15 protein-coding genes and 2 pseudogenes are annotated in these 15,547 nt (G+C 73.5%); 7 read left to right on the plus strand and 10 right to left on the minus strand.

What is annotated here, in order from left to right; all coding sequences use genetic code 11:
• Window positions 1-514: pseudogene (locus BJF79_RS15545) on the minus strand (hypothetical protein); the annotation flags it as partial.
• 164 nt (window positions 515-678) lie between these two features.
• Here BJF79_RS15545 and BJF79_RS15550 point away from each other — a divergent pair.
• Window positions 679-978 carry a hypothetical protein gene (locus BJF79_RS15550; RefSeq protein WP_075898196.1) on the plus strand — a complete coding sequence of 100 codons (300 nt, stop codon included), beginning with the start codon at window positions 679-681 and terminating at the stop codon, window positions 976-978.
• A gap of 9 nt (window positions 979-987) precedes the next feature.
• On the opposite strand, the gene BJF79_RS15555 is transcribed toward BJF79_RS15550, so the two are convergent.
• Both BJF79_RS15555 and BJF79_RS66915 read right to left on the minus strand, forming a co-directional pair.
• Entirely contained in the window at window positions 988-1,587 is a 600-nt protein-coding gene (locus tag BJF79_RS15555; protein ID WP_075898198.1) for a hypothetical protein, read from the minus strand.
• Window positions 1,588-1,774: 187 nt separating this feature from the next.
• Window positions 1,775-2,791: pseudogene (locus BJF79_RS66915) on the minus strand (DUF6745 domain-containing protein); the annotation flags it as partial.
• Window positions 2,792-3,174: 383 nt separating this feature from the next.
• Here BJF79_RS66915 and BJF79_RS15565 point away from each other — a divergent pair.
• The 5 genes from BJF79_RS15565 to BJF79_RS15585 all read left to right on the plus strand — a co-directional run bounded on the left by BJF79_RS15565 (window position 3,175) and on the right by BJF79_RS15585 (window position 8,616).
• Window positions 3,175-4,257, plus strand: coding sequence for a sugar ABC transporter substrate-binding protein (locus BJF79_RS15565; RefSeq protein ID WP_075898202.1), 1,083 nt, complete (start codon window positions 3,175-3,177; stop codon window positions 4,255-4,257).
• A 108-nt stretch (window positions 4,258-4,365) separates the two neighbouring features.
• Window positions 4,366-5,151 (plus strand): ATP-binding cassette domain-containing protein, encoded by a 786-nt coding sequence (locus tag BJF79_RS15570; RefSeq protein WP_075898204.1) that lies wholly within the window; start codon window positions 4,366-4,368, stop codon window positions 5,149-5,151.
• An 11-nt stretch (window positions 5,152-5,162) separates the two neighbouring features.
• Entirely contained in the window at window positions 5,163-6,446 is a 1,284-nt protein-coding gene (locus tag BJF79_RS15575) for a sugar ABC transporter permease (RefSeq protein WP_083733475.1), read from the plus strand.
• A gap of 188 nt (window positions 6,447-6,634) precedes the next feature.
• On the plus strand, window positions 6,635-7,393 hold the full coding sequence (locus BJF79_RS15580; RefSeq protein WP_075898223.1) for an ATP-binding cassette domain-containing protein: 759 nt from the start codon (window positions 6,635-6,637) through the stop codon (window positions 7,391-7,393).
• On the plus strand, window positions 7,390-8,616 hold the full coding sequence (locus BJF79_RS15585; protein WP_075898206.1) for an ROK family transcriptional regulator: 1,227 nt from the start codon (window positions 7,390-7,392) through the stop codon (window positions 8,614-8,616). Before BJF79_RS15580 ends, BJF79_RS15585 begins: the two co-directional genes overlap by 4 nt.
• On the opposite strand, the gene BJF79_RS15590 is transcribed toward BJF79_RS15585, so the two are convergent.
• From BJF79_RS15590 to BJF79_RS15610, 5 genes are all read right to left on the minus strand, one after another.
• Window positions 8,613-9,188, minus strand: coding sequence for a flavin reductase family protein (locus tag BJF79_RS15590; RefSeq protein ID WP_083733476.1), 576 nt, complete (start codon window positions 9,186-9,188; stop codon window positions 8,613-8,615). The two genes, BJF79_RS15585 and BJF79_RS15590, sit on opposite strands and share 4 nt — an antisense overlap.
• Window positions 9,189-9,309: 121 nt before the next feature.
• Window positions 9,310-10,026 (minus strand): flippase-like domain-containing protein, encoded by a 717-nt coding sequence (locus BJF79_RS60115; RefSeq protein ID WP_075898208.1) that lies wholly within the window; start codon window positions 10,024-10,026, stop codon window positions 9,310-9,312.
• Window positions 9,987-10,511, minus strand: a complete 525-nt coding sequence (locus BJF79_RS60120; protein WP_075898210.1) for a lysylphosphatidylglycerol synthase domain-containing protein — start codon at window positions 10,509-10,511, stop codon at window positions 9,987-9,989. Before BJF79_RS60120 ends, BJF79_RS60115 begins: the two co-directional genes overlap by 40 nt.
• Before the next feature lie 176 nt (window positions 10,512-10,687).
• Complete coding sequence (locus tag BJF79_RS15605; protein ID WP_143219952.1) at window positions 10,688-10,960, minus strand: hypothetical protein; 273 nt, start codon at window positions 10,958-10,960, stop codon at window positions 10,688-10,690.
• 89 nt (window positions 10,961-11,049) lie between these two features.
• Window positions 11,050-12,600, minus strand: coding sequence for a hypothetical protein (locus BJF79_RS15610; protein WP_075898214.1), 1,551 nt, complete (start codon window positions 12,598-12,600; stop codon window positions 11,050-11,052).
• Window positions 12,601-12,703: 103 nt separating this feature from the next.
• Here BJF79_RS15610 and BJF79_RS15615 point away from each other — a divergent pair, with 103 nt between their 5' ends.
• On the plus strand, window positions 12,704-13,402 hold the full coding sequence (locus tag BJF79_RS15615; RefSeq protein WP_075898216.1) for an HAD family hydrolase: 699 nt from the start codon (window positions 12,704-12,706) through the stop codon (window positions 13,400-13,402).
• Window position 13,403: 1 nt separating this feature from the next.
• Here BJF79_RS15615 and BJF79_RS15620 read toward each other — a convergent pair whose 3' ends face one another.
• Both BJF79_RS15620 and BJF79_RS15625 read right to left on the minus strand, forming a co-directional pair.
• Window positions 13,404-14,462 (minus strand): TRM11 family SAM-dependent methyltransferase, encoded by a 1,059-nt coding sequence (locus tag BJF79_RS15620; protein WP_075898218.1) that lies wholly within the window; start codon window positions 14,460-14,462, stop codon window positions 13,404-13,406.
• 648 nt (window positions 14,463-15,110) lie between these two features.
• Window positions 15,111-15,547: DUF4439 domain-containing protein (locus tag BJF79_RS15625; RefSeq protein WP_316043354.1), on the minus strand; the 437-nt coding region annotated here is incomplete at its 5' end.

Here is a 15,547-nt window from a genome sequence, read left to right on the forward strand (position 1 = left end):
GCGCGGGGCGCCGGGACGGGCGGGGCGGGCTCGGACGCCGGCAGCGCGCCGGGGTCGTCGCGTCGTCCGGGACGGCCGGGCCGGGGACGGACGGGAGCGGCGCGGGACGCGTCGCCTCGGCCGGCGCCGGTTCCGGCGACGGCTCCACGTCCTCCGTGTCGTCCTCGGACGGCTTCGCGGGAAGCGGCGCCGGACGCGTCGCCTCCGGCTCCGTGTCGTCCTCCGGCTCCGGCTCCCCGGCGTCGTCGTCCCCGGACGGTGCGGGCGGCTCCGCCGTCCGGTCCTCTTCCGGCTCGCGCGGGGACGGTTCGTCGACGAGCGTCTCCCCGGCGACGAGTTCGTCGCCGTGCTCCTCGCGCACCCTGTCCTCGGCCGTCTCATCGGCCGTGTTCCCGGCCGTCGCCGACTCCTCCGGCGTGCCGTCGCGCTTCGGCAGCCGCTGATCCGGCCGTGTCCGCTCCGCCTCGGCGCCGCCCACGTCATCGCCCCCATCTCGCCGCTTGCCGTCTGCCATGCGCAAGATATCCCGGATGGCGGCCGTCCGTCGGCCGTCCGTCGGCCGATGCCGCCCGTTCGCGGCGGCACGCCGGGCTGACCTGCCCGAAGTGCTTGCGCACCGGCCGGTGACACGGAAAGGTGACTCCTCGTCGGGCCGCCGAATCCATGAAGGAAACGAGGATGACGCCTGACGGCACGGAGCCCGCGACTCCCACGAAATCGCGGATCGAATACCTGGAAGAGCTCGGCGAGGAACTCGTCGCGCGCGGGTTGCGCGTGCGCCTGACCCTGCCCCGCGGCCAGTCGCCCGCCCTGCACGTGACGAACCCGGACGCGTCCGCGCTCACCGAGAACATCCTGGTGGAGCAGGCCGCCGAAGGGTGGTGGTTCTGGTGGTCGTGGTCCGAGCGCATCACCCTGGCCGACGACACGGCCGGTGCGGCCGACCGCATCGCGAGCGTGCTGGCGTCGGGGCCGTGACGCGCCGCGTCAGCGGAACCACGTGTCCGGGCGGTACTCGTAGGCGTTGTTCTCTTCGAGCATCACCAGGGTGAGGGCGCCCGCCATGGCGTCGGCCTCGCGCCGGTGCGCCCGGTACTCCTCGGGCGACAGCGGGCGCAGGCCGAACGCCGCCGCGGCCTCGGCGTCCGCGTCCTCGGGTTCGCCGCCGTCCGGGTCGGCGCTGACCATGAACCGCAGCGCCTCGGCGAGATCGCGGCCGAGCACCTGGTAGCCGCCCTCGGAGTCGGCGTACAGGACCGGGCGCCGGGGACCGTCGCCGCACAGGAAGTACGTGCCGCCGGTGCCGTGCCCGGCCACCGCGTACAGCGCGGCGCCGCAGTAGAGGTGGACGGGCTCGACGTGCTCGTGGGGCATCGCGCAGTCGAGCCCCGCGAGCACGTCCTGCAGCTCTTCGCTCTCCCAGATGCGGGTGAGCAGCTCGGGTACGGGCGCCGGTTCGGCCGCGCCGTCGCCGAGCCATCGCGCGGCCGTCACCGGGTCGGTGGCGTCGGCGGGCACGAGCCCGGCGGTCCCGTCCCAGGCGCCGCCGGACCGCACCACCAGGCGGGCCGCCCGGCCGAGCACCACCGCCGGGACGTCGTGGAGCGTCAGCTCGCACGTTCGCCGGGGTCGGCGACGGCCCGGCGACCCGGGCCAGCGGCGCCTCGGCGGCGAAGCGCGCCCAGCCCAGGCGTTCCACCGCGCAGCGGCGCAGATCCCGGGCGACGCCGCCCGCCGGAAGCGTCGCCGCGTACGAGGCGGCGCCGAACCGCCGCGCCGCGCGCTCCCGCAGCTCCTCGTCGTCCGCCCGGACGATGTCGGCGGCGCTCCACCCGGGGTCGACGAGGTCCGGCGGCACGAGCCGCCCGCGCCAGCAGTGCTGCGCGAAGCCGTCCGCGTACCGGACGGCCGGGCCGTCCTCGCGGTGCAGGCGGCCCAGCTCGTCGGTGCGGACCTCGGGCGGGGGAGGAGCGGCCAGCACGATGCCGCCGAGCGCCCACCACCAGCCGACGGCCGGGACCATGCGCAACCGGGCCCCGAGGTCGCCGGTCCGCGGGACGCCGCCGCCCCGGACGGCCGCGAGGATGAGGAGCGCGTGGTGGTCCGGGGCGCGCACCGCCTCCCACACCCGCCGCCACCGCTTCCAGTCGTCCGGGCGCGGAGCCTCGGCGCAGGACCGCAGCGCCGCGCGCACCGCCTCCCACCGTCCGGCCGGGAACACCGCGCGCAGGCCTTCGGCCAGCCGCTCGTGCGCCTGTGCGGCGATCTCGGCGAAGAGCCCGGGGTCGCCGGGTGACAGCGCCTCCTGCTTGAACCGGGCGGCGACGGCGGTGTTGATCGCCCACGCGGGTTCGCCGACGCGTTGGAGGACCGCCCGCACGTCCGGGTCGTCCATGTCGTAGGAGAGCTTGTAGGCCGAGTCGACCGGCGGCAGTTGCCACCTCGCCGCGAACGGCTGGTCCTCCTCGAAGGCGGAGGGCTCCGGCCCGTTGAGAATTCCGTACGCCCCTTCGAGGCGCGCCGTGGCGGCGCCGACCCAGGCCTCGTACGCCTCCGGGTGCCGTGCGCGGTCGATGTGTTCGTGGCCGTACAGCAGCGTCCGCGCCGCGATCGCGCCCGCCAGCGGCGAGTCCAGCCAGACGACGGCCTTCGGCCGTCCCCAGCCGCGGGCTTCGTACAGTTCCGCGAGGGCCCGCTCCGCGTCGTCCCGGTCCGGTGCGGCCGCGCGCTCTTCCCACCGTCCGCACAGCTCGTCGACGAGCCGTCCGGCGCCGGAATCTCCTGCTGTCATCGATGCTTCTCCGTTTTCCGCCGACAGGACGCCACTCAGATCTCCGACGTGCCGCGCCGGTTCCACACGATCCGCGCCGCGTGCGCGAGACGCCGTCCAGGAGGCCCGGGGGTGCGGGGAATGTTGATCCGGCGAACAATCCGCCGTACCGGCCGGTCATGGCCTTGATCAGGTCGTTCGTCGGCCACGTGCGGTTCGCCTCGCGTTACTTGATTGTTACTGCCCACAACAAACTAACCGGCGCCCGGGTCTGGCGCCACGGACGGACGGGACATAAGTTGCGGGGCACAACATTCACGCCGGTGGAGGACGGGCCCGCACACCGGCGGGGAAAACCCCCGAGGCCGTGCACCTGCGGCCAACCCCCAGAAAGGACCCGGGCAATGCGCAAGGGGATCCTCCGTCTGGCGGCGGCGTCCGCCGCCGCGGCACTGTCGCTCACGTCGCTCACCGCGTGCGGCGACGACTCCGAAGGCGCCTCGACCGGCGCCGTCGAGGGCAAGATCGGCGTGATCCTGCCCGACACGACGTCGTCGGACCGCTACGAGAGCTTCGACCGCCCGTACCTCGCCGAGGCTTTCAAGGCCGCGGGCGTCGAGTACGACATCCAGAACGCCGAAGGCTCCGCCCAGCGGTTCCAGACGATCGCCGAGCAGATGCTCACCAACGGTGTCACGGTCCTGATCGTGGACGGCATCGACTCCAACTCGGCCGCGGCCGTGCAGCGCCTGGCGCAGAACCGCGGCGTGCCGACGATCGACTACGACCGGCTCACCCTCGGCGGCGTCTCCGACTACTACGTGTCGTTCGACAACGTGAAGGTGGGCGAGGCGCTCGGCAAGGGCCTGCAGGAATGCCTCGGCGACGAGGCGTCCAACATCGTGTACCTGAACGGCGCGCCGACCGACAACAACGCGACGCTGTTCGCGCAGGGCTACCACGGCGTCCTCGACAAGGTCGCCAATTACAAGAAGGTCGCCGAGCAGGCCGTCCCGGACTGGAAGGCCGAGAACGCCGCCACGATCTTCGAGCAGATGTGGACCGAGCAGAAGGGCGAGATCGACGGCGTGCTCGCCGCCAACGACGGCATCGGCAACGCGGTCATCTCGATCCTGAAGAAGAACAAGGCGGCCGGCGACGTCGCCGTGACCGGCCAGGACGCGACCGTGCAGGGCCTCCAGAACATCCTGGACGGCAACCAGTGCATGACCGTCTACAAGCCGATCAAGCAGGAGGCGGACGCGGCCGCGAAGCTCGCGGTGTCGCTGCTCAAGGGCGAGAAGGGCGAGACCAACGGGTCCGTCAACGACCCGAAGGGCAAGCGCGACGTCCCGTCGGTGCTGCTCGAACCGGTCACCGTCACCGAGGAGAACATCAAGACGGTCGTCGCCGACGGCTTCGTGAAGGCCGAAGAGCTGTGCGCGGGCGCCTACGCGCAGAAGTGCAAGGACGCCGGCATCCAGTGACGGCTCCCCGCTGACCTCGTGGCGGGCCCCGCTCCCCGAGCGTCCCGGGTGCCCGGAACCCCGGGACGCCCGTGGGCCCGCCACGGGCACGACCTTGGAAGGAAACACGTGGCAGACAACGGTGACCCCGTACTGCGCCTGACCGGGCTCAACAAGAGCTTCGGCCCCGTCCACGTGCTGCACGACGTGGACTTCGCGGTGCGGCGCGGGGAGGTGATGGCCCTCGTCGGCGACAACGGCGCCGGGAAGTCCACCCTGATCAAGTGCATCGCCGGGATCCACCCCGTCGATTCGGGCCGGATCGAGTTCGAGGGCGCGCAGGTGACCATCGACGGTCCCCGCGCCGCCGCCGACCTCGGCATCGAGGTCGTCTACCAGGACCTCGCGCTCGCCGACAACCTCGACATCGTCCAGAACATGTTCCTCGGCCGGGAGCGGCGCAAGTTCGCCGTGCTGGACGAGGCGTCGATGGAGCAGGCCGCCCGCGAGACCCTCGCCCGGCTGTCGGTCCGGACGGTCAAGTCGGTGCGGCAGCAGGTGTCGAACCTGTCGGGCGGGCAGCGGCAGACGGTCGCGATCGCCAAGGCCGCCCTGTGGGAGTCGAAGGTCGTCATCCTGGACGAGCCGACGGCCGCGCTGGGCGTCGCGCAGACCGAGCAGGTGCTGGGCCTGGTGCGGCGGCTCGCCGACACCGGCCACGCCGTCGTGCTGATCTCGCACAACATGAACGACGTGTTCCAGGTGGCCGACCGCATCACCGCCCTGTACCTCGGACGGGTCGCGGCGGACGTCGCGCGCTCCGAGGTCACCCACGGCCAGGTCGTGGAACTGATCACCGCCGGCCGTTCCGGCGATCTCGGCCTCGCGCCGACGACCGCCGCCGAGAACATCTGAAGGGGCAGCAGGTGTCCACCGAAATCCCCGAAGGCAAGGAGACCGCCGTGAAACTGGCGGACTCGGACTTCGCCACCGACCTGCGCGAGCACGACCTGCGATCGTCGCTGAACGACTACTGGGGGCGGCTGCGGGCCGGTGAGCTGGGCGCCCTGCCCGCCGCGCTGGGCCTGGTCGCGCTGGTCGTGCTGTTCACCGCCCTCAAACCCGACACCTTCCTCAGCAACACCAACATCGCCAACCTGTTCACGCAGGCGCTGCCCATCTCGCTGCTCGCGATGGGCCTGGTGTTCGTGCTGCTGCTCGGCGAGATCGACCTGTCGGCGGGCGTCACCAGCGGCGTCACCGCCGCCGTCATGGCCAAACTGCTCACCGACGCCGGATACGCCTGGCCCGTCGCGGTGATCAGCTCGATCGCGGTCGGGATCGTGATCGGCGCCGTGATCGGCTGGCTGGTCGCGGTGGTGCGGATCCCCTCGTTCGTCGTCACCCTCGCGTTCTTCCTCGGCCTGCAGGGCGTCATCCTGTGGCTGATCGGCGAGGGCGGCACGGTCGCCGTCCGCGACGACGTCATCGTCGCGCTCGCCAACCGCAACATGCCGATCTGGCTCGGCTGGGCGCTCGCCATCGCCTGCTCCGCCGGGTACGTCGGCCTGCAGCTGCTGCGCTGGACGCGGCAGCGCGCCGGGGGCCTGCACTCGCGCCCCCTGCAGTTCGTCCTCCTGCAGTCCGGCGCGATCGCCGCGGCCCTGCTCGTCGGCACCGCGGTGCTGAGCGTCGACCGCGCGCCCAGCCCCATCGCCGTCGTCGCCGGTGTGCCGTGGGGCGTGCTGCTCGTCGGCGTCCTGCTGATCATCTGCACGTTCGTCCTCACCCGGACGCCGTTCGGACGGCACGTCTACGCGGTCGGCGGCAACCCCGAGGCCGCGCGGCGGGCCGGCATCAACGTCACCCGCATCCGGATCTCGGTGTTCATGATCGGGTCCGGGCTGGCCGCGCTGAGCGGCATCGTCGCCGCGTCCCGGCTCATGTCGGTCAACACCGCGGCGGGCGGCGGCGACACGCTGCTGTACGCGGTCGGCGCGGCGGTGATCGGCGGCACCAGCCTGTTCGGCGGCCGCGGCAAGGCTCGGGACGCGATCCTCGGCGGCCTGGTCATCGCGATGATCAAGAACGGGCTCGGGCTGATCGGGACGTCGGCGTACCTGACGTTCCTCATCACCGGCCTGGTGCTGCTGTTCGCCGCGAGCATCGACGCGCTGGCCCGCCGCCGGCGCAGCAACACGGGAAGATGACCCGCCCCCGCGACCACCGGGAGCCGATGGCCCGCGCCGTCGGCTCCCCGGTCGCGCCCCACGGCCCGTCCGGTCTCCCCGCTCCGGACGGGCCCGCGGGCGTTTCCGCGGCGTGGGCGACCGCTGATACGCTCGGCGTCCACGGCCGCGCGGAACGCGGCGGCGCGGCACGGTGGGAGCCCGGCGGGATGTCCAGAACACCTGTTCTCGACCTGCGCGGCATCGACAAGAGCTTCGGTTCGGTGAAGGTGCTGCACGACGTCTCCTTCGCCGCGCACCCCGGCGAGGTCACCGCCCTGGTCGGCGACAACGGCGCCGGCAAGACCACCCTCGTCAAGTGCATCGGCGGCATCCACCCCATCGACCGCGGCGAGTACCGCTTCGAGGGACGCCCGGTGCGGCTCGGCAGCCCCCGCGCGGCCACGTCCCTCGGTATCGAAGTCGTCCACCAGGACCTCGCGCTGTGCGAGAACCTCGACATCGTCGAGAACCTGTTCCTCGGCCGGGAACGGCGCCGCGGCCTCGCGCTGGACGAGGAGGCCATGGAGGACATGGCCCGGCGGACGCTGTCGGGCCTGTCGGTCCGGACGGTCGACTCGGTGCGGCGGCGGGTGTCGAACCTGTCGGGCGGGCAGCGGCAGACGGTCGCGATCGCCCGCGCCGTCCTGTGGGACTGCAAGGTCGTCGTCCTGGACGAGCCCGCGGCCGCCCTCGGCGTCGTGCAGACCCAGCAGGTGCTGGAGATCGTGCGGCGGCTCGCCGACCGGGGCCTCGCCGTCGTGCTGATCTCGCACAACATGAACGACGTGTTCGCCGTCTCCGACCGGATCTGCGCGCTCTACCTCGGCCGGACGGCCGCGCAGGTGCGGACCGCCGACGTCACGCACCGGCAGGTCGTCGAGCTGATCACCTCGGGCGTGAGCGGCGACCTGGGACTGCGGCGATGAGGGCGGGCCCGTCGCAGGAGGACGTCCGGCGGCACAACCTCGGGACGCTGCTGCGCTTCGTGCACCTGCGCGGCCCCGCGTCCCGCGCGACGCTCGCCGAGTCGCTCGGCCTCAACCGCAGCACGATCATGGCGCTGACGTCGGATCTCACCGCCGCCGGGCTCGTCCGCGAGGAGCTGCCGCGCGGACCGGGGCGGCGCGCCGGGCGCCCGTCGCTCGTCGTCCGTCCCGAGTCGACGCGCGTGTACGTGCTGGCGTTCGAGGTCGCGGTCGACCGGCTCGTCGTCGCGCGGGTCGGCCTCGGCGGGGTGATCCTCGACCGGCGGGAGGGCCGCCGCGCCCGCGACTCCGACCCGGCCGAGCTGCTGGGCACGCTCGTCGCGGGCGCGCGCTCGCTCGTCCGCAAGGCCGAGCGGGACGCGGTCTGCGTCGGCGCCGCGCTCGGCTTCCCCGGGCAGGTGCGGCGCGCCGACGACGCGATCATGTTCGGCCCGAACCTGGACGTCGGCGACCTGCACCTCGGCGACGCCCTGTCCCGCCGTCTCGGCCTCGGCATCCCCGTGTCGGTCTGCAACGACGCCAACCTGGGCGCGCTCGCCGAGCACGAGCGCGGCACCGGGGTGGGCTGCGACAACCTCATCTACCTGCACGGCGACGTCGGCGTCGGCGGCGGGATCATCGTCGGCGGGCGGCTGCTCGGCGGCGACGAGGGGTTCGGCGGCGAGATCGGGCACATGGTCGTCAACCCGGGCGGGCGGCGCTGCGCGTGCGGCGCGAAGGGCTGCCTGGAGGCCGAGGTGGGGGAGCGGACGCTGCTGTTCCACGCCGGCCGGGAGGAACGCCCCGACCAGGTCGGACGCGACGCGGTGCGCGCCGTGGTGGACGCCGCCGACCGGGGCGACATCGTGGCGCGGGAGGCGCTGCACCGGGTCGGGACGTGGCTGGGCCTCGGCGTCGCCAACCTCGTCAACATCTTCAACCCGGGGCTGGTGGTGTTCGGCGGGACGCTCCGCGACATCTACCTGGGGGCCGCCGCGCAGGTCCGCAGCGTGCTGGCGCAGGGCGCGCTGGCCGCGCCGCGCGACAAGGTCAGGCTGCGGACGGCCGCGCTGGGGGACGACACGACGCTCGTCGGCGCCGCCGAGTTCGCGTTCGCCGAGGTCCTCGGCGACCCGGTGCAGGTGCTGGCCCGGCTGCGGACACCGGAGAACGAGCCGGTCTAGCGACGCTCCGGGCCGGTTCGGGCGAGGCGGCCGTAGCCGCCGCGGTAGAACAGCAGCGGGTCGGCGTCGTGGCGCCCGTCGAGGTCGTGGACGCGCGCGACGACGATCACGTGATCGCCCGCGACGTGCTCCCGCTCGACCGAGCACTCGATCCAGGCGAGGGCGCCGTCGATCAGCGGTGCGCCGCCGGGCGACTCCGTCCAGTCGATCCCGGCGAACTTGTCGCCGCCCCGGACCGCCAGCCGCTTGCACACCTCCAGTTGCGGCTCGCTCAGGATGTTGACGCACAGCCGCCCGGCGTCGCGCAGCAGCGGCCACGTGGTGCTGGTGTGCGCGACGCAGAACGCCACGAGCGGCGGGTCGAGCGAGACGGACGTGAAGGAGTTCGCCACCAGGCCCGCGGGGCGCCCGGTGCCCGGCTCCACGGCGGTGATGGCGACCACGCCGGTCGCGAACCGGCCCAGCACCGAGCGGAACCGGGCGGAGTCGATCTCGGTCGCCGGAGAGGCGGTCACCCGGGGCGCGGTCGGCGGTGCGGCGGTCGGCGGTGCGGCGGCGGCTCCGTCGAGCATTGACCCGATCCCTTCCGTTCGAGGCACGTGTGCACGATGCACGCGCACGTCCAGTACAGCCGACGGCCGTGGACGATGATTCCCAAACGGGACGAAGTCCGCTAAAGGTCCTGGGTGGGGCCTAGGTCGGAGGACGGAGACCGGAGCGGGACGAGTCGGCGGCGGCGCCCGGCGAGACCATGGCCGTCACCGCGCCGTACCCCATGCCGACGGCCATGCCGTGCCCCATGCCGGACGCCGCGGCGCGCATGCCGTCGAGGACCGGCCGTCCCGCGCGGGCGAGCCGCGCCCGCGTCCGCGCGGACATTCGAGGCCCGTCGTGCAGCGCGACCCATGCGCACCACCCGACCGCGACGACCGCCCAGTACGACACCAGCCGGTACAAGCCGACCGCCGCGACCGCCGGGGCCAGCGCGGCGCCGAGCGTCACCAGCGCCGCCGCCATGCTCGTCTCGATCGCGCCGAGACCGCCCGGCAGCAGCGGCAGCGCGCTGCCCGCCGCCTGCGCCGCGAAGTAGGCGAGCGCGACGCCGTGCGCGGAGAACCGAGGCGCGACCGCGTGCGCCGCCGCGAACAGCGCCAGGATGTCGAAAGCCCAGTTCAGGACCGCCAGGAGGCCGAGCGCCGCCCAGTCGCGCCCGGACGGCCGCAGCACGCCCCGCACCTCGGCCAGCCGCGCGGAGACCGCCGCCGCGTGCGGCGCGATCCGGCGGTGCGCGAGCATCCGGTCGCCCGTCCGGCGCAGCGGCGCCGCCAGCGCGGCACGTGCGCCCGGCCGCAGCAGCAGGGGCACGGCGATCAGCGCGGCCGCGGCCGGGACGGCGAGCACCGCCTGCACGGGCCGCGCGAGCGCGGTTCGGCCACCAGCGCCAGCAGCCCGATCAGGGTGTAGGCCGACGTCGTGATCACGCCGCCCGCCAGGATCACCGCCGTCGCGAGCCGGGCCGGCGCACCGCCCCGCGTGAACTGCCGGAACGTGTAGACGACGCTCACCGCCGGACCCGCCGGAAGCGTCGTGGACAAAGCGTTGCCCGCGTACGTGATCGCGAAGGCCCGGCGCCGCGACATCCGCAGCCCGCCGATGCGCAGCAGCCGCCGCTGCAGCCGCGCGAACGCCCCCATCGACCCCGCCCCGGCCACGATGACCACGGCCAGCCAGCGGGGATCGGCCCGCCCGGCGGCGGCCAGGAGCGCGCCGGGGTCGGGGAGCCGGTCGCGGTTCAGGACGAGCGCCGCGAGCGCGCCGAGCACGAGCGTCCACTGGACGACGGCGCCCGCGCGCCGCCACCGCGTGCGGGGACGTTCCGCGACCACCTGCTCCATGCCCCGCTCACCCCGCAAGATTGTTTACGGTGCGAACCTACGGTCGGTGTCGGACATTCCCCACAGTCCGACTCGGGAACCGCGAATCGGCCCCGCCGAGGGGCGTCGGGGCCCTCGTCGCTAGTCGGCGAGGGCCCCGGCCGCCGGGTCCGCGGGCCCGGGTCCGCGGGCCCGGGTCAGGGACGGTTCGTGGGGTTCACCGCGTCGGACTCGGCGGGGCCGTCCCGGTCGGGCCAGCGCTCGTCCTCGCCCTCCCGGGCGGCCTGCTCGTCGTACGCGGCCGAACTCAGGCCGTCCGGGTTCTGCTCCGGCTCCTCGATGACGAGGTCCTCGGGCGGGTCCTGAATGTACCGTTCGGTCAGGGCGATCTCCTCCGCCTGCTCGTCGTCGCCCATGTCGTCCATGTCCTCGCGGAAGTCGCGGTCCTCTCCAGGGTTGCGCTGCCTCATGCCCCGGGTATCCCCGCAGCCCGGCGCCCTATTCGGATCTACCGGACCGTCCGGTACCGACCGGACGGACGGGACGGACGGGACGCCGGTCAGGGACGGTCCCGGACCGCGACGAGGCCGCCGATCACGCCGACGAACGCGGTGCCGTCCGGCCCGATCGTGACCGGAGCCCAGTTGTTGTCGAACCACTTGCCCGTGCCCGTCAGCACCTTGTAGGCCGTCCGCCCGGTATGCACGTCGATCGCCGTGAGGTACCAGGCGTCGATCAGGTCGCGGCGCGGCTCCTTCGTGTAGACGTAGAGCAGCCCGGCCGGGACCGACACCTTCGGGACGGTCGACGGCGAACGCTCCGCGCTCGTCCAGACGGTCCGGCAGCCGTCGCCGCCCGGATTCACGTCCACCCGGGTCAGCCCGCCCGCCGACGAACCGCCCGGGGCCAGCTCGAAGAAGTTGCGGTAGCCGTAGTTGTTCTCGATGAACAGGCTGTTCCCGTACCCGACGAGGGAGTTGTCGGTCGCGCTCTTCCCGCTCTCGAACACGGGGTGCTCGCAGACGAGGCTCCCGTCGTCGCGGCGCCGCACGATCACGTTCATCCGGTCGTCGGCGTTGTCGGTGATCGCCACGTACTCGTCGCCGAGCAGCGTCGGCGTCGTCCCCGAACCCTGGTCGATCTGCCCCGGTTTGCGGCCGGTGCCCCGGTCGTACGTCTCGCGCCACACGACCGTCGGCATGCCCGTCGCGTCCGCGCGCATCTTGTACAGCGCGTGGTCGGACACGATCGAGACGCCGTCCTCGGCGGCGGCGAACGAGTTCTGGATCTGCTCGCCCGCCAGGCGCGTCACCCGCACCGTCCCCGTGTCCGGGTCGACCGTCCCGATGCGGCCGCCCCGCGTGACCCACCAGATCAGGCCCGTCCAGTCCGGCCCGACCGCGGTGATCGGGTCGCACTCGCCCCGCGGCCACGGATTCGTCCACGTCGCGCAGTCGTGCGGCAGGTAGGAGCTCAGGTCCCAGTCGTCGACGACCTCGAACCGCCACGTGCCGTCCGCGCCCTTCTCGTGCGCGAACCGGCGCAGGTGGAACTCCGAGTCGGCGAGCACCGCGCGGTCCTGCGGGTCGAGGTAGTAGTACGCCCCGCCGGAGGTGTCGGTGAAGATCTTGTCGAGGCTCAGCGAGAACACCGCCTCGACCGTGGACGAACGCGGCGGCAGCTGGAACGTCGCGAGATCCTGCAGCGTCTTCGGGTCGATCAGCCGCAGCATGAAGTTCTGCCCGCGCGTGCACTGCGCGACGATCAGCCCGCTCTTCTTCGCGAACGTGACCGTCGAGCACAGTCCCGGCAGCCCGCCGCCCTTCGCCTCGTCCAGTACCTCCGGGTTCCGGCCCAGCGGCCCGAGGAACGGATAGGTGTCGGACGCGTAGCTGTCCGCGTGCATGGACGACTTCCCGGTCGGGCCCATGTGCGGGTTCGCGGGTATCGGTTCGCCGGGCAGCGGCCGCGGCGTCGCGGGCCCGCCGACGTACTCGGCGACGAGCCCGGTGCCGGGCCCGTCCGGGATCGGGTCCGCGCCGGCCGCGGACGGCAGCAGCGCCGCCGCCACCGCGATCGGCAGCACTGCGGCGAGCAGGGATCTGCGCATCGGGCAACTCCTCGTCGGGACGTCGCCCCGTTCGCGCCGCCGGGGACGTTCAACGCATCGTAAATGTGATCGTTCCGGACGCCCGGATGGTTACCATCCCGGCATGGCAGTGAAAGCAGTGATCTTCGACTGGGGCGGCACCCTCACGCCCTGGCACGACATCGACCTCGCCGACATGTGGCGCGCCATCTGCACCGCCCACCTGCCCGCCGACGACGTCGAGAAGGCCGCCGCCGCGCTGCTGGAGGCGGAGCTGGAACTGTGGCGGCGCGGCGACGAGCAGCAGCGCAGCGCCACCCTCGCCGAGATCTTCGAGCTGGCGGACGCCGGGCTGGAGCTCACCGAGGCGCTCCTGGAGACCCACTTCGAGACCTGGACCCCGCACACCCTCACCGATCCGGCGGTCCCCGGCCTGTTCCGCTCCCTGCGCGACCGCGGCATCAAGGTCGGCGTCCTGTCCAACACCATGTGCGGACGCGACTGGCACGAGCGCGTCTTCGCCCGCGACGACGTCCTCGGCCTGCTCGACGGCGCCGTCTACTCCAGCGAGATCCCCTGGACCAAGCCGCACGCCGAGGCGTTCCGCGCCGCGATGGACGCCGTCGGCGTCACCGACCCCGCGTCCTGCGTCTTCGTCGGAGACCGCCCCTACGACGACGTCCACGGGGCGAAGTCGCTCGGGCTGCGGGCCGTCCAGATCCACCACCGGACGACCCACGCGTTCACCCGGCCCGGCCTCACGCCGCCCGACGCGCTCATCCACGGACTCGACGAGCTGCTGCCGCACATCGACGGCTGGTGACCTAGGAGGGCTTGGCGGCGACGATCAGGTCCCGGGAGATCGCCTGGTCGACGCGGTGGCGGAACCGCAGGTAGGGATCGGAGTCCGCCACCCGCAGGCCGCTCCCCGCGAGGATTTCGGCGAGGTCCTCCCGGCGCCCGACGAAGGTGTTCCACGAGACGCCGATCGCGCCGCCCGGCCGCAGCAGCCGCGCCCACTCCGGGACCGCGGCGGCCAGCAGCTCCACCGGGCCGCGCGACAGCTCCTGCCGCCGTCCCGGCCGCCCGCCCTTCGGACGGCTCGCGTGCTGGACGCCGTACGGTGCGTCCGTCACGATCAGGTCGAACGCCGCGGGCTTGAAGAACCGTCCGGCCTGCAGCGAATCGGCGTTCACCACCGTGACGTCGATCGTCTCGCCGGTCTTGTACAGCTCCTTGGTCGCCCCGAGCGTGACGTGCAGGCGCCGCCCCACCACCGACTTCTCGCGCCGGATGTTCGACGTCTCCGCCTGGTGCTTCACCCGGTTGTTGCGCAGCCACGTCTTGAGGAACGCGGCGTAGGCGTCGAAGTCCTTGCCGTCGAGGTCGATCCCGGCCGCGTCGAAGCCGTACATCATCGCCTGGTTCAGCGTCGTGCCGCGCCCGCACAGCGGATCGAGCACCCGCGGCCGTCCGGTCACCAGGTCCATGGGGGAGTCGGTGGCCATCGCCGTCACGTTCAGCAGCAGCTTCGTGAAGTGCTCGTTCGTCTTCCCCGAGTACTTCTGGATCGTCAGCAGATCGCTGCCGAACAGGTCGAGCGGCTCGACCGCCACCGGCTTCAGCAGGTCGCCGTCCCGGATCTCGAACAGCGCGTACAGCGACGACAGGTTCGACAGCAGCCGGATCTCGCGCGTCCCCAGCTCGTCCGCCTCGAACGTCACGTAGGGGACACCGCCGATGGACGTCTCGCGGATGTCGCGGAGCCCCCCGCCGAGCGCGCGCTCGCCGAACACCGCGAGCTCCGCCCGCACCAGTTCGGCGGCGGCCTGCGAGTAGACCCGGTTGTGCGAAGGGGAGACGAGAAGGCCGTACGCGGTCATTCGTAGGAGGTTAACAGCGCGGAACCCCGCTCCGGACGGCTTACCGTCCGGCCCGGGCCGACCGCCGGAGAATCAGCCGGTGCCGATGCGGGAACGCTTCGAGCGGCCCGTGCGCGGACGCGCCGATGGCCGATCGGGTGCCTGGACCACGCGCCCCTCGACCGTCGGGATCTCACCGGACGCGTCGCCCGCGGGGGCGTCCGCCTCCACCGGGCCCTCGTCGGAAGCGCCCTCGCCCGCCGGGCCCTCGCCCGCCGGGCCTTCGTCGGCCGGGCTATCGCCCGTCCGGGTCTCCAGCGCGGCGGGCTCGGCGGCCCGGCGTCCGGGCCCTCCAGGGGCCGCAGGTCGGGCAGGTGACGGGACGCGGCGGCCAGCAGCTCGTTCACGCGGCTCTTCAGGCTGGCGAGGTCGGCGCGCGCCACGTCGGCCTGCGCCTGGGCGCGACGGGCGCTGCGGCGCGCCTCGTCCCGCTCGGCGGCCAGCCGGTCGAGCTGCTCGTGGTACGCGGCCTTGAGTTCGTCGAGGGCGCTCGCGGCGCCGTTCTGCGGAGTGCTCATGCTCTTCTGGGTTCCTCCCCCGAGTGGTCCAGCGGCACAATGTGCAACGCCCGTTCCGGGCCGAGTGGTTCCCCCGAGTGCGGAAGATCACTCACCGGGGACGGGACGCCGGCGCCGACGCCGAGTCCGGCAGGCCCGGGAACGGGTCCGCGGGCGCCGCCGCCTTCCCGACGTCCCGCCAGCGCGCGGCCCGCGCCGCGGCCCGGCGGGCGCCGTCGGCCTCGAACACCCGCAGGTCGGGGGCCTGCGCTCCGGCCAGCGCGACGTACGCGGGGACGAGCCCGTCCTCGAGCGCCGCCGCGAGCCGCGCGGCACCGCGCACGTCGGCGACCCGCACGGGCAGGTCGTAGGCGGGCGCCGCGGCGACCGGGTCGGCGGTCATGACCGAGACCAGCGAGTCCCGCCGCGACCGGTGCCCCTCCCACATCTCCTTGGCGGCCGCGCGCAGGTCGCCCGTCAGCCGCCCGCCCAGCACCCCGTACCCGTGGACGGCCGCGTGCTCGGCGGCCAGCGCGTCCAGCAGCGCGG

Origin of the sequence: Actinomadura sp. CNU-125, assembly GCF_001942465.1 — a bacterium.
In the GTDB taxonomy this organism is placed as follows: domain Bacteria; phylum Actinomycetota; class Actinomycetes; order Streptosporangiales; family Streptosporangiaceae; genus Spirillospora.